We start from the raw sequence: 13,341 nt of genomic DNA, 5'->3' as shown, positions 1-13,341 counted from the left end.
CAATTAGGTTCACAAAAAAAACGATACTTTTATTAGTATCGTTTTTTTTTGTTTTTATATTTTTTGAAATCCCTTTTATTATTCTATTTTTATAAAAAATAGTAATTATGATTTCTTACTTCAAACCTTCTGTATTTCTCTGTTCTGTTTTTTGTGTTTTTTCTTGTAAATCGCAAACTATTATTTCTGATGTTCAGGAAAAAGATAGTTCGATTATCAATGATACTACATTTGTAAATTTAAAAGAGTATAGTCAAGATTTTGTTTACGATATGAAGTATGCAACCCTTGATAATTTCCTTAAAGCAAAAGTATATGATTGTGCAGAATGTTTTTTGCGTTTAAAAACCGTTACTGCACTTGTTGAAGTGAATAAAAAAATCATGAAAAAAGGGTACAAAATCAAAATTTTTGATTGTTACCGCCCTTTGGACATTCAAAAAAAGATGTGGAAAATTATATCTAACCCAGAATATGTTGCAAACCCTGCCAAAGGTTCTATCCATAATAGAGGAGGGGCTGTAGATATTACTTTGGTAGACAAAAATGGAAAAGAATTAGACATGGGAACTTCTTTCGACTTTTTTGGCGTTGAAGCAAGCCACAATTATCCAAAAGTTTCAGAAGAAGTAAAACAAAATAGAATACTACTAAAAACAATTATGATTAGCAGCGGTTTTAATTCTTTTGATTCAGAATGGTGGCATTACAATTTGAAGTCAGGTTTGAATGATAAAGTTTCTAATGCTAAATGGGACTGTAAATAGTCGCCTATTCAATACATTTTAGGTAATCCATAAAATAAGTTTCCGGATTGTAAATTTCATTCGTTAATTCAGATTTAAACTCTTTTTTGAAGACATAGTCTTCGGTATCTGTCAAATATTTTATACGCATCATAGAGACTGGTGAACTTTTTAATTCTTCAAAGCTATCTTTCATAAACATGAAAATGCCAGAATTAACTCTATTGTCAAATCCTTTATCGTCGCGTATCATGGTACCACAATTCTCTTGATCGATATGTATCAACGTGATTATTTTTCCATTGTTTAATTGTAAAAATAATTTTGAATTTTTATCAAAACAATTTGCTTTCAAAAAGTCTTTGCTTTTTTGGATGAATTGTACGTTTAATGTTGGTAATCCATCTGTTAATACCAAAGAATAAAAAATATAACTGGAATTTCCTGCGAAATTTTTCTCGTTAATCATGTATTCTTTTGTCGATTTGTAAGTACCTAAAGAATCGGTAACATTTGCGTTATATTCACATGGTTTTTGAGCAAATATATTCAAGCTGAGCAACAATAAAGTTAATGTAATAACGTATTTCATTTTTATGATATTTTGGTGCAAATTAAAACTATTTTATGATTATTTTCATCAGTTGTGAAAAAACAATATACATTTCCTCCGTCTTTTATTTTCCATTTTTTTCGAATGGTTTCTACACTGTCAGGAAAATTTCGGGTAGTGATATTTGCTTGACTCTTTTCTAAATAATTTTTCATTTCTGTTTTATTGTAAGGAAATATATTTTGAATTTCAAAAACGCGCCCCGGAAAAGATATTAAGGCCGTTGAGGTATACAAATGCGAATGTTTGTGTAATTTATTTAGATTATAAAATGAGCTTACTTCATCAAATCCGCCAGATTTCATGATAGCACTATTGGGTTCGTATAAAAACTTTTGAGGCAAACTAAAGTTCGGTAGTGATGAATCTTCATTCAAAATAAAATCAAATGTTTCTGTTTTATCCTTTAGAATATTGCCGGTTTTAATGCTTATAGGCCCAGAATATCCTTTGTGTAATTCCCATAATAATTCTTTTACTTCATTCTCTAAGGCTACGATATGAATCGTTTTTACGTGTTTTAATTCGGATAATCCCGCTGAAATATCAAGAATAGGCGCTGTTTTTATTAAAACGGCATTTGAATGAGTAAAATAAAAATCAATATTTTCAGGAACATTTGGTAAACAATCCTTTAGCATGAATACTTTGCCTTTAGTGTCATTTCGTCTGGAAGGATCAATATAAATCCAATTCCATTTTAAATTTAAAGTGGATAAAGTCGCTAAACTGTCTCCGGCATAGCAAGTGATATTGGAAACATTTAATTGCTCGAAATTATGCTTTACAAGATTAGACAGCTCCGGATTAATTTCGCAATGGGCAACATTTTTTATTTTCTTTGCAAAATAATAATCATCTACTCCAAAACCTCCCGTTAAATCAATCAGAGATTCACCGGATACAATCGAAGATTTATAGGCTGCCGTTTTTTCTGATGACGTTTGTTCTATTGAAATTTTACTGGGATAAATAATATTCTCGGTCGAAAACCAATTAGGTAATTTGTCTTTAGCTTTTGTTTTAGCTTCTATTTGGTTCAAAACAGAAATCCAATCCGCTTCTTGAAAAGGATTTTTTTGAAGCGCTAACTTCGAAATGCTTTTGCCAATACTAGTATTGATGAACGCTTGTATGTCGGCATTCAGAATTCTTAAATCCAAAATTAAATATCTTTAGTTAGGAGTTGAATGATTTTGTTTTCAGGAAAAAATTCTTTTCCAATCACTTTTATTATAGTGTATAAAGGAACTGCTACAATCATTCCTAGTATTCCAAAAAGAAAACCTGCAATTAAGATGACAAGAAATATTTCTAAAGGATGTGAGCTTACACTTTTGGAAAAAATTATAGGTTGAGATAAATTATTATCAATTACTTGAACAATCCAAAAACCGATTAAGACATAAATTGTTGTAGGCAAAATTTCAGATTGAAAATCACTTCCTAAATTACTCATCATGGTTAAAATTGCGGCTAAAAATGATGCAATCAACGGACCAATATATGGTATGATGTTTAGTACTGCGCATAAAAAAGCAATAACAATAGCATTTGGAACGCCAAAAATAATTAGAACTATGAGGTATAAAAGGAAAACAATAAATAATTGAAGCAATAAACCAATAAAATAACGAGAGAGTAAATGATTTATTTTTTCCAATGAATTCAAAATTTGATCTTCATGACTGTCTGGGATTAATTTTTTAGCACCAGCAATAAACATTAATCGGTCTTTCAAAAAGAAAAAAGTGATGAATAGCACTGAACCTAATCCCATTCCAAAACTGCTGATGGTTCCTAAAATTGCGTTTAAGAAATTAGGAATAATATTGAAATTTATTTTAGAGGTAATGTTTGCCTCTTTTAAAACTTGTGCAGAATCAATTTGATGGTTGTCTAAAAAAACAGTAATTTGATTGATTAACTGGAGTATGTTTTTTTCAATTTCAGTAGTGTTAAGCAGCGATAGGTTTTGTCCTTGAGATAAAATCAAAGGAACAAACATCATTATAAACCCGAATATGATCATTATAAAAATAAATAAAGTTGCTATTGTTGCAAAAATATGGTTGAACTTTAATCGTTTTCTGAAAAAGTCTAAAATAGGATTCCCAATCAATGTAAGTATAAAAGATACCACTAGATAAATTAGTACAGATTGAATTTTATAAAAGAACATTAAGATTAAACCAACGAGAACTGTTGTTAATAATGCTCTTATAATGCCATTTGAAATGGTTTTAGATGTAATCATATCGCTATTTTAGGTTATAAAGATAAAAAAAACTCGCTAACTAGTAGCGAGTTTTAAAATCTAAAAAACTAAAAAATTATATTCCAAAACTAGCTCTTGATCCGCCAGAAACAAATAAAGCAGCCATTCTTGATTTTTGACCGTTAGAGAACATGTACATTCCTCTATCGTCTGTGTAATCCATGTAATTCATTGTCATCTCTACTGGAGTTCCAGAACAAGTGCTGTAATGTGGGTAAGCTGGTACACCATAGTTAGCTGTATCGTGGGTAGGTGTATCAGAAACTAAATCACTTCCACACGTAGCATCTCCCCAAATGTGACGTAAGTTCATCCAGTGACCAACTTCGTGTGTAGCAGTTCTTCCTAAGTTATAAGGGTAGGTAGCACTTCCAGTGGTTCCTACATATTTAGAATCAATAGCAACACCGTCCGTAGAAGATGATCCCCCAGGAAACTGAGCATATCCTAAAATTCCACCACCAATTGTACAAATCCAAAGATTTAATTTTGTGGTTGGAGATGTTGGAGCTAAACCACCCGAAGTAGTTTTTTTCATTGCATCTGTTGTTCCCCAAGATGTTGTAGTAGTTGATTTTCTGATTACTTGATCTAAAACAAAAGAAATACCCACATTGGCTTTGACTCCAGAAAATAATGAAGGAACATTATTGTAATCAGAGTTAGTTGCGTTAAAATCTTGGTTTAGTACATCGATTTGTGATTGAATTTGTGCTAAAGAAATATTTTCAGCAGTAGTTCTGTAAAGAACATTTACAACTACAGGAATTTGAACTTTTCCGTTTACTAAACGGGCTGATAACATTGCTTTTTGTGTAAATGCTTCAATTTCGTTCATCCTTAAAGCTAAAGTTGGATCAGCCTTCATTTGGGCAACTAAAACTTCTTGAGATGCACATCCTCGTTTTGTAACCGCATCAGCAGATGGAGTCATTTCTGTTGTTTCATTTTGGCAAGAAAAAAGCATTAGTAATGTTACAGCAGATAAAATAATTTTTTTCATAATAAATTTGTTATAAATTAATGGTTTTGGTTAATTATTTAACAATTTTATAACAAATTTTTTAAAAAAACAAATTTTCAAACATTTATTTTAAAAAATAATAATTTAAAAGAGGAGTCGAAATTATGCTTTTAGGTTAGATATATCAAATATCAGTAGCTATTTTTACTGTAACGCTTTAGAGTAAAACGGTTGTGTCAATAAATAAAAAGAGGCAACTTTTAGGTTGCCTCTTAGTTATTAAGTTTAAAAGGAAATTATATTCCGAAACCTGCTCTTGATCCACCAGAAACAAAAATGGCAGCCATTCTTGATTTTTGGCCGTTAGAGAACATGTACATTCCTCTATCGTCTGTGTAATCCATGTAATTCATTGTCATTTCTACTGGAGTTCCAGAACAAGTGCTGTAATGTGGGTAAGCTGGTACACCATAGTTAGCTGTGTCATGTGTAGGTGTATCAGAAACTAAATCACTTCCACAAGTTGCATCTCCCCAAATGTGACGTAAGTTCATCCAGTGACCTACCTCGTGAGTAGCTGTTCTTCCTAAATCAAATGGTGCAGAAGCTGTACCTGTATTTCCAAAAGCATTGTTGTCAATTACAACTCCATCAGTAGCAGAAGCTCCGCCAGGAAATTGTGCATAACCAAGAATACCACCACCCATATTACATGACCACATGTTTAAAACAGTAGTTGGTGTTGTAGGAGCAATCCCTTTTGGTGATTTTTTCATAGCATCATTTGTAGACCATGATGTTGTAGTAGTAGATTTTCTAACAACACTTTGTAAAACGAAAGTAATACCAACATTTGCAGCAACTCCAGAGAATAAAGCAGGAGTACTGCTGAAGTCTGAATTAGTTGCATTGAAATCTTCATTCAATACATCAATTTGAGATTGAATTTGTGTTAATGAAATATTTTCAGCAGTTGTTCTGTATAGAACATTTACAACTACAGGAATTTCAACTTTACCATTTACTAAACGACCAGATAGCATTGCTTTTTGAGTAAATGCTTCAATTTCGTTCATTCGTAAAGCTAATTTAGGGTCAGCTTTAAGTTGTGCAGCCAGAACTTCTTGAGATGCACAACCGCGTCGTGCTAAAGCACTAGTTTCTAGCGCTGTTTCTGTTGTGTCATTTTGACAAGAGAAAAGCATTAATAATGTTGCGGCAGATAAAAGAATTTTTTTCATAAAAAATTTGTTATAAATTAATAGATTTGGTTAATTATTTCACAATTCTATAACAATTATTTCACAAAAAAAATTTTTTAAAAAAAAAATCTAAAAAAAAATAGCCTTCTATTGATTTTACTGCTTTTAGTTAATTTTAAAGATTTATAATTTACAAGTACTTTCATACAAAATTTTTTTTACCAAATTTCAACACTCCTAATTATAGTGATAATGTATTCATTTAAGAGATATTTTGCCATTAAATAAAATAATTTCATAAATGTATATAAAATTAATTTTTTTATTTTTTGCTATGAATAGCTTTTTGGAGGTTATTTTTCCTTTTTTTTCAATAACAGTAGGTTTAATATTTATTGTTGAAACGGTTTTAAATAAAAATGGCCTATTCAATTTTAGATTTTAATAGGCCCTTTTAAAATGGAAATTAGAATGTGGAGTTTAATTATTAAAAATATAATTAAGAATATTAGCGCCCATTTTTAATGCTTTTTCTCGAACCTCAATTGGGTCGTTATTGACCTCAGGATCTTCCCAACCGTCTCCCAAATCACATTCGTAGGTGTAAAGTAAAACTAATTTATTTTCAACAAACATGCCAAAGGCTTGCGGTCGTTTTCCATCATGCTCATGTATTTTTGGCAATCCGTTTGGGAATGAATATGGTTTTTGAAAAATGGCATGATTGGTAGGAATTTCAATCATGTTATTATTTGGAAATATTTTTTTTATTTCTTTTCGAATATATTGGTCCATACCATAATTATCATCAATGTGAAGAAAGCCTCCGGCGAATAAATAATTTTTAAGATTACTACTGTCAGCATCACTAAAAACAACATTTCCATGCCCAGTCATGTGAATATATGGATACGAAAACAAATCTGGGCTGCTGGGTTCAACAGTTGATGGTTTTGTTTTTATTCGGGTATTGATATTGGCATTACAATATTTTATCAAGTTAGGCAAAGATGTAGGATTTGCATACCAATCACCGCCGCCGCTATATTTTACCAAAGCAATTTCTTGTGAAAATGTTGGTATTGAAAACAATAACAGGAGATAAAATAGTTGTTTCATAATTACATAATATCAGTTCTTATTCTTCTTCATTGACAAAAACTACGCTATGACAGGCAACAATTGCAGCAGTTTCAGTCCTTAACCGGGTATTTCCTAATGAAACTGGGATAAAGTTATTTTCAAGAGCAGAAGCAATTTCTTTTTCGGAAAAATCACCTTCGGGTCCTATTAATACTGTTATACTTTCGTTGGGTTTCAAAACTGATTTTAGGTTTTTTTTATTCGTTTCTTCGCAATGTGCAATCAGTTTTAAACCTTCTCTTTCGAGTTTAATAAATTCTTTGAAGGTCACGGCCTCATTTAATTTTGGTAAATACAATTCATTAGATTGTTTCATGGCGGCCAACAAAATTTTATCAAATCGATCCCTATTGATGACTTTTCGCTCCGAATGATCGCAAATAATAGGTGTAATTTCGTGTATCCCTATTTCAGTTGCTTTTTCCAGAAACCATTCGTAACGATCATTCATTTTAGTTGGCGATACCGCCAAATGCAAATGAAATTTTGAAGCTGGTGCTTTTTCAAATGAAAGAATCTTAACGGTACATTTGCTATCCGAAGCCAATGTAATTTCGGTTTTAAATAAAAAACCTAAACCATTGGTTACAAATAGTATATCAGTATCTTTCTTTCGTAATACTTTAATTATATGTTTGCTTTCTTCTTTGTCAAAAGAAAAAGTTTCTGTAGATTCAGTAATAGTTGGATTGTAAAATAATTGCATAATTTATAATTGTATTCTTGCTTTAGAAACAACAGAAGAAGTTTCAAATTTTTGGGATAAAAACTTTTGATAACCTACAATTCCAATCATTGCAGCATTATCGGTAGTGTATTCAAATTTAGGGATAAAGGTTTTCCAACCGTATTTATTCTCTGTTTCTTTTAATGTATTTCGGATTCCAGAATTTGCAGAAACTCCGCCGCCAATTGCTATTTGTTTAATTCCGGTTTCTTTTACTGCCAATTTTAATTTGTCCATCAAAATTTCAATAATGGTATGTTGAATGGATGCACAAATGTCATTGAGGTTTTCGGCAACGAAATTTGGGTTTTCTAATTTTTTCTTTTGAATAAAATATAAAATAGCCGTTTTTAAACCTGAAAAGCTGAAATCCAATCCAGGAACTTTTGGTTTTGTAAATGCAAAGGCTTTTGGATTACCTAACTGGGCATGTTTGTCAACTAAAGGACCGCCGGGATAGGGAAGACCCAATATTTTTGCACTTTTATCAAAAGCTTCACCCACCGCATCGTCAGTGGTTTGCCCAATAACTGTCATTTCAAAATACCCATCTACTTTTATAATTTGAGTATGTCCGCCGCTTATGGTCAAAGCTAAAAAAGGGAAAGTAGGTTTTTCATATCCTTCTTCGTCTATAAAATGGGCTAAAACATGCGCTTGCATGTGGTTTACAGCAATCAAAGGAACTTGTAAGGCTAATGCAATTGATTTTGCAAATGAGCTGCCTACCAAAAGGGAACCCATCAGTCCTGGGCCTTGTGTAAAGGCAATTGCTGATAGCTGTTCTTTTTGTATATTTGCGTTACGAAGTGCGGCATCGATTACCGGAACTATGTTTAGTTGATGCGCGCGTGAGGCCAATTCAGGAACCACACCACCATACTGATTATGTATAAGCTGATTTGCAACAACATTTGACAACACTTTATCGTTTTGTAAAATGGCAGCTGCGGTATCATCACAGGAACTTTCGATGGCAAGAATAAAAACCTCGGGATTTTGCATAAAAAGGCACAAATTTTGAATTACATTTGACAAGCCGATTGAAAAAATCGTTTTGTGGAAGCCAAAATTAAAGAATTTTTATTTAAGGTGCTTCCGTTTCCAAAGGCAAAATGAAATATTAGAAAATTTAAATAGTATATAGGTATCAAAAAGATTAAAAAAATAGTGTTTCGTTCTCTACTTGGACTAATCCTACTTTTGTTGGTACTCGGTATTGCACTTACCATGCCATTTGTTCAAACAAAAATTGCTCAATATTTTACCAATAGTATTAATAAAGATTTTGGGACTAATATTAATATTGATGAAGTTGCTATTTCGGTTTTTGGAGGGGTAAAATTTAAAAAAGTATTGATTCGGGATCATCATAAAGATACTTTGATTTATTCCAATAGAATTTCAACCACTATTTTAGAAGGTAAAAAATTGCTCGATGGAGATTTAATCTTTGATGATTTAGATTTACACGGGTTGCTTTTTAATTTGAGAACGTACAAAAACGAAAAACAATCAAATCTCGATAAGTTTATTGCCGCTTTTGAAACAGGAAAGCCGTCAAGCAAGAAATTTTTATTAAAAGCTAATAAGTTAAAAATTTATGATGGTCATTTTATTTTGACAGATGACAATCGTGACAATCCTAAAGATTTAGATTTTACTAAACTGAATGCTTCAGTAACTGATTTTAAAATATACGGACCTGAAGTGACTACAATGATTAATAAAATGTCATTTTTGGATTTTCGTGGTTTGTATGTTAAAAATTTAAGTTCCAAATTCAGTTATTCGAAAAAGAATATAAAGCTTGAAAATCTTGATTTGTTGACCAAAGAATCAACCTTGAAAGGGACTGTTTTGTTAAAATATAAAATTGAAGATTTCTCTAATTTTACGGACAAAGTTCAATTTGATATAAAATTAGATGCAGCATCAATTGCATCTAATGACATTCGTTATTTTTATAAAGAATTAGGCAGAAACCAACATTTTTATACTAAGGCAAATATAAAAGGGACTCTTAATGATTTGAAATTTAAAAACTTAGAATTGGTTGATGACCGAAAGACACAAATAAAAGGGGATATCAATTTTAAGAATTTGTTTGCTAAAAAAGGGCAAAAGTTTTCGATGTACGCTAAGTTTGATAAGTTAACGTCCAGCTACGATGATTTAATCGTAATACTCCCCAATATTTTAGGAAATAAATTACCAACTTCTTTAAAAAAATTAGGAAGATTTACCGCTAGAGGAACTTCTAATGTGTCAACAACTGCTGTTGAAGCTGACTTTTCTATGGTCACTGCATTAGGAAAAGTAACGTCTAACCTAGCAATACAAAATATTGATGTAATCGATAAGGCTTCCTATTTAGGAAATGTGATTTTAGAAAATTTTGATATTGGTACATTTTTAGAACGTAAGGAATTAGGTAGTGTAAGTTTGAATATTGATGTAGATGGAAAAGGTTTTAAGCAAAAATATCTGGATACTGCTATTAAAGGAGACATTAGCCAAATTGATTATAAAAATTACAAGTACACTAATATTGTGGTCAATGGAACCCTTAAAAGCCCTAATTATAAAGGTCAAATAACGGTAAATGATCCTAACTTGAGTATGACTTTTGATGGTTTATTGGATCTAAGTAAAAAAGACAACCGATACGATTTTCATATCAATGTTGAAAATGCAGATTTAAATAAATTAAAATTAATAAAAGATTCTGTTTCTGTTTTTAAAGGTGATGTTGTAGTGGAAGCTTCTGGAAACAATATAGAAAATTTCCAAGGTAATATTTACATTAATAAAACGTCTTATCAGAATACAAAAGGAATCTATAACTTTGACGATTTTACAATAGTTTCCAGTTTTGACCAAAATAGAATTAGAACCATAACGGTAAACTCTCCTGATATTGTTGAAGGTGAAATTGTAGGTAAATATGAATTCAATCAGTTAGAAAATTTAGTAAAGAATTCTTTAGGAAGTCTTTACACGAATTTTAAACCAAGTAAAGTTAAAAAAGGACAGTTTCTTAAATTTAATTTCTCCATCTATAATAAAATCATCGAAATATTTTATCCGGATATTTCAATCGGTTCAAATACTATAATTAAAGGGAATATAAATTCTGATAATCAAGAGTTTAAATTTAATTTTAATTCGCCGCAAATCATAGCTTCAAACAATACATTTGATAATATTAGAGTTTCAGTAGATAATAAAAACCCACTTTATAATGCGTACATTGAATTAGATAGTATCAAAACAAAATATTATAAAATTCGTGATTTTAGTCTGATAAATGTGACTATGAAAGATACTTTATTCTTTCGTTCTGAATTTAAAGGCGGTCCAAAAGGGGAGGATTATTATAATCTGAATTTATATCATACGATCAATGCAGCCAATAATAATGTAGTTGGAATCAGTAAATCGGAAATTAAATTCAAGGACTATCTTTGGTTTTTGAATGAAAATGAAACGCCAAATAATCAAATCGTTTTTGATAAATCATTTAAAAACTTCGATATTGACAACATAATATTATCGCATGAAGATCAGTCTATTTCGTTGATGGGTGCTTTTAAAGGCACAAATATTAAGGATTTGAAATTAAGCTTTAAAGATGTAGATCTAAACCAAATTACACCTGCCAACAAGAAGTTTGTTGCGCATGGAAATATAAATGGAGAAGTAAATTTCAAGCAAAATGACAATGTTTATCAGCCTACATCTTCAATAGTAATTGATAATTTGAATGTAAACAAAACGGATTTAGGTACTTTGAATTTTGAAATCGAAGGAGATGAAAGCCTAAGAAAGTTTACCATAAATTCTAATTTAGAGAATGAAAATTTTGAATTATTCAATGCTAATGGAAGTTTTGAAATAATTAACAAAGAAACGATTCTTGATTTAAAACTAAAATTCGAAAAGTTTGATATTGCAACTCTTAACTCACTTGGCGGGGAAGTATTATCAAATATTAGAGGTTCTATATCTGGTAATTCCACGATTGATGGAAATCTTAAAAAACCAAATATTAATGGACGATTATTTTTGGATGATGCAGGTATAACTATTCCGTATTTGAATGTTGATTATGCATTGAGTAATAATACTATTATTGACCTTACGGATGAGAAATTCCTCTTTAGAAACAATACGCTCACGGATACAAAATATGGAACAATAGGTAAATTAAACGGAAGTATTGAGCATAATAATTTTGCAGACTGGAAGCTGGATTTAGCTATTAATTCTAAAAGACTTTTAGCGTTAGATACGCAAGACAGTGAAGATACCGCTTATTATGGAACTGCTTTTATCGATGGTATTGCCACCATAAAAGGACCAACGAATTCTTTGTTTATAAAAGTGGACGCAAAATCCGAGAAAGGAACAGCTATTAAAATCCCGATTAATAATGCCGAAAGTGTAAGTGATAATGTTTTTCTACATTTTGTGACCGATCAAGAAAAATATAATTTAAAAAATGGAATTACGGATAACACCAGAAACTACAACGGACTGGAATTAGAGTTTGATTTTGATATTACTCCAGATGCCGAAGTAGAAGTGATTTTAGACCGAAATACAGGCCATGGAATGAAAGGAAAAGGGTTTGGATCTTTATTGTTTAAAATAAATACTTTAGGAAAGTTTAATATGTGGGGAGATTTCCAGGCCTATGAAGGAACCTATAATTTTAAATATGGAGGACTTATTGATAAAAAATTTGCAGTTAAAAAAGGAGGTTCAATTTCTTGGGAAGGAAATCCGATGAGAGCACAATTAAACCTAGAAGCAGTGTATAAAACAACTGCAAATCCTGCGGTATTATTAGACAATTCATCTTTTAATACTAAAGTTCCCGTTGAAGTAGTTATTGGTATTCGAGGTGATTTGACTAGTCCGGAGCCTGATTTTAATATTGAATTTCCAACGGTAAGTACTGTTTTAAAATCAGAAATTCAATATAAATTGAATGATAAGGATGTAAGACAAACTCAAGCGTTATATTTATTATCCTCTGGCGGCTTTTTAAGTCCGGAAGGAGTTAGCCAATCTGATTTTTCAGGAAGTTTATTTGAGACCGCTTCGAGCATATTAGGCGGAATCATACAATCTGATGATGAAAAATTTAAAGTGGGTCTTAATTTTATTGGTGCAGACCGAAGAATAGGAAAAGAAACGGATGGGCGATTTGTAGCTACAATTTCATCAAAAATTAATGAAAGAATTACTATTAATGGAAAACTAGGAGTTCCATTTGGAGGGATCAATGAATCAGCAATCGTAGGAGATGTAGAAGTTTTGTACAGAGTTAATGAAGATGGAACACTTAACTTACGTATTTTTAATAAAGAAAATGATATTAATTATATAGGTCAAGGAATTGGATATACACAAGGTTTGGGGCTTTCTTATGAAGTCGATTTTGATACTTTTAAAGAGTTTGTCAATAAAATTTTTAAAAATCTAAAAATAGACAGAGCTACCGTACCCGTTGCAGAAGATCAAGATTCAGAGATGTCTCCGGATTATATTAATTTTTCTAAACCAAAGAAATCCAGTACAAAAAAGAGCAAGTATAATCAAGAAGGATTGCTTCCTGAGGAAAATTAATAAGTTGGGCTTTTAGATTAAAAACTACGAA

The 13,341-nt window shown here is 31.0% G+C and carries 10 protein-coding genes; 2 read left to right on the top strand and 8 right to left on the bottom strand.

Annotation, left to right across the window (positions count from 1 at the left end; all coding sequences use genetic code 11):
* Positions 1 to 107: 107 nt before the first annotated feature.
* Positions 108 to 767, top strand: coding sequence for a M15 family metallopeptidase (locus ACNQGD_RS07205; protein ID WP_417998815.1), 660 nt, complete (start codon positions 108 to 110; stop codon positions 765 to 767).
* A gap of 4 nt (positions 768 to 771) precedes the next feature.
* Here the strand turns inward: ACNQGD_RS07205 and ACNQGD_RS07200 are convergent, their stop codons facing one another.
* The 8 genes from ACNQGD_RS07200 to tsaD all read right to left on the bottom strand — a co-directional run bounded on the left by ACNQGD_RS07200 (position 772) and on the right by tsaD (position 8,678).
* Positions 772 to 1,338 carry a hypothetical protein gene (locus ACNQGD_RS07200; protein ID WP_417998814.1) on the bottom strand — a complete coding sequence of 189 codons (567 nt, stop codon included), beginning with the start codon at positions 1,336 to 1,338 and terminating at the stop codon, positions 772 to 774.
* 2 nt (positions 1,339 to 1,340) lie between these two features.
* Positions 1,341 to 2,522: a THUMP-like domain-containing protein gene (locus tag ACNQGD_RS07195; RefSeq protein ID WP_417998813.1), complete on the bottom strand. Its 1,182-nt coding sequence runs from the start codon at positions 2,520 to 2,522 to the stop codon at positions 1,341 to 1,343.
* A gap of 2 nt (positions 2,523 to 2,524) precedes the next feature.
* Positions 2,525 to 3,616, bottom strand: coding sequence for an AI-2E family transporter (locus ACNQGD_RS07190; protein ID WP_417997216.1), 1,092 nt, complete (start codon positions 3,614 to 3,616; stop codon positions 2,525 to 2,527).
* A gap of 76 nt (positions 3,617 to 3,692) precedes the next feature.
* Complete coding sequence (locus ACNQGD_RS07185; RefSeq protein ID WP_417998812.1) at positions 3,693 to 4,640, bottom strand: zinc metalloprotease; 948 nt, start codon at positions 4,638 to 4,640, stop codon at positions 3,693 to 3,695.
* 257 nt (positions 4,641 to 4,897) lie between these two features.
* Complete coding sequence (locus ACNQGD_RS07180) at positions 4,898 to 5,842, bottom strand: zinc metalloprotease (RefSeq protein WP_417998811.1); 945 nt, start codon at positions 5,840 to 5,842, stop codon at positions 4,898 to 4,900.
* Positions 5,843 to 6,283: 441 nt separating this feature from the next.
* A complete protein-coding gene (locus ACNQGD_RS07175; RefSeq protein WP_417998810.1) occupies positions 6,284 to 6,922 on the bottom strand; it encodes a DUF4159 domain-containing protein in 639 nt (212 codons plus the stop codon).
* A 19-nt stretch (positions 6,923 to 6,941) separates the two neighbouring features.
* Positions 6,942 to 7,652: a 16S rRNA (uracil(1498)-N(3))-methyltransferase gene (locus ACNQGD_RS07170; RefSeq protein ID WP_417998809.1), complete on the bottom strand. Its 711-nt coding sequence runs from the start codon at positions 7,650 to 7,652 to the stop codon at positions 6,942 to 6,944.
* Between the two features lie 3 nt (positions 7,653 to 7,655).
* Positions 7,656 to 8,678 (bottom strand): tRNA (adenosine(37)-N6)-threonylcarbamoyltransferase complex transferase subunit TsaD, encoded by a 1,023-nt coding sequence (gene tsaD / locus ACNQGD_RS07165; protein ID WP_417998808.1) that lies wholly within the window; start codon positions 8,676 to 8,678, stop codon positions 7,656 to 7,658.
* 225 nt (positions 8,679 to 8,903) lie between these two features.
* On the opposite strand from tsaD, the gene ACNQGD_RS07160 reads away from it, so the two are divergent.
* Complete coding sequence (locus ACNQGD_RS07160) at positions 8,904 to 13,310, top strand: translocation/assembly module TamB domain-containing protein (protein ID WP_417998940.1); 4,407 nt, start codon at positions 8,904 to 8,906, stop codon at positions 13,308 to 13,310.
* Positions 13,311 to 13,341 lie beyond the last annotated feature (31 nt).

This window comes from Flavobacterium glucosi (assembly GCF_048286535.1).
Classification (GTDB): domain Bacteria; phylum Bacteroidota; class Bacteroidia; order Flavobacteriales; family Flavobacteriaceae; genus Flavobacterium.
This window is presented reverse-complemented; position numbering and strand designations above follow the sequence as displayed.

Bases quoted from the DNA above. Each gene is read 5' to 3' on its own strand.
- ACNQGD_RS07160 (WP_417998940.1), top strand. From the start codon at position 8,904: ATGCCATTTGTTCAAACAAAAATTGCTCAATATTTTACCAATAGTATT.
- ACNQGD_RS07170 (WP_417998809.1), bottom strand. From the start codon at position 7,652: ATGCAATTATTTTACAATCCAACTATTACTGAATCTACAGAAACTTTT.
- ACNQGD_RS07190 (WP_417997216.1), bottom strand. From the start codon at position 3,616: ATGATTACATCTAAAACCATTTCAAATGGCATTATAAGAGCATTATTA.
- ACNQGD_RS07200 (WP_417998814.1), bottom strand. From the start codon at position 1,338: ATGAAATACGTTATTACATTAACTTTATTGTTGCTCAGCTTGAATATA.
- ACNQGD_RS07175 (WP_417998810.1), bottom strand. From the start codon at position 6,922: ATGAAACAACTATTTTATCTCCTGTTATTGTTTTCAATACCAACATTT.
- ACNQGD_RS07185 (WP_417998812.1), bottom strand. From the start codon at position 4,640: ATGAAAAAAATTATTTTATCTGCTGTAACATTACTAATGCTTTTTTCT.
- ACNQGD_RS07180 (WP_417998811.1), bottom strand. From the start codon at position 5,842: ATGAAAAAAATTCTTTTATCTGCCGCAACATTATTAATGCTTTTCTCT.
- tsaD (WP_417998808.1), bottom strand. From the start codon at position 8,678: ATGCAAAATCCCGAGGTTTTTATTCTTGCCATCGAAAGTTCCTGTGAT.
- ACNQGD_RS07205 (WP_417998815.1), top strand. From the start codon at position 108: ATGATTTCTTACTTCAAACCTTCTGTATTTCTCTGTTCTGTTTTTTGT.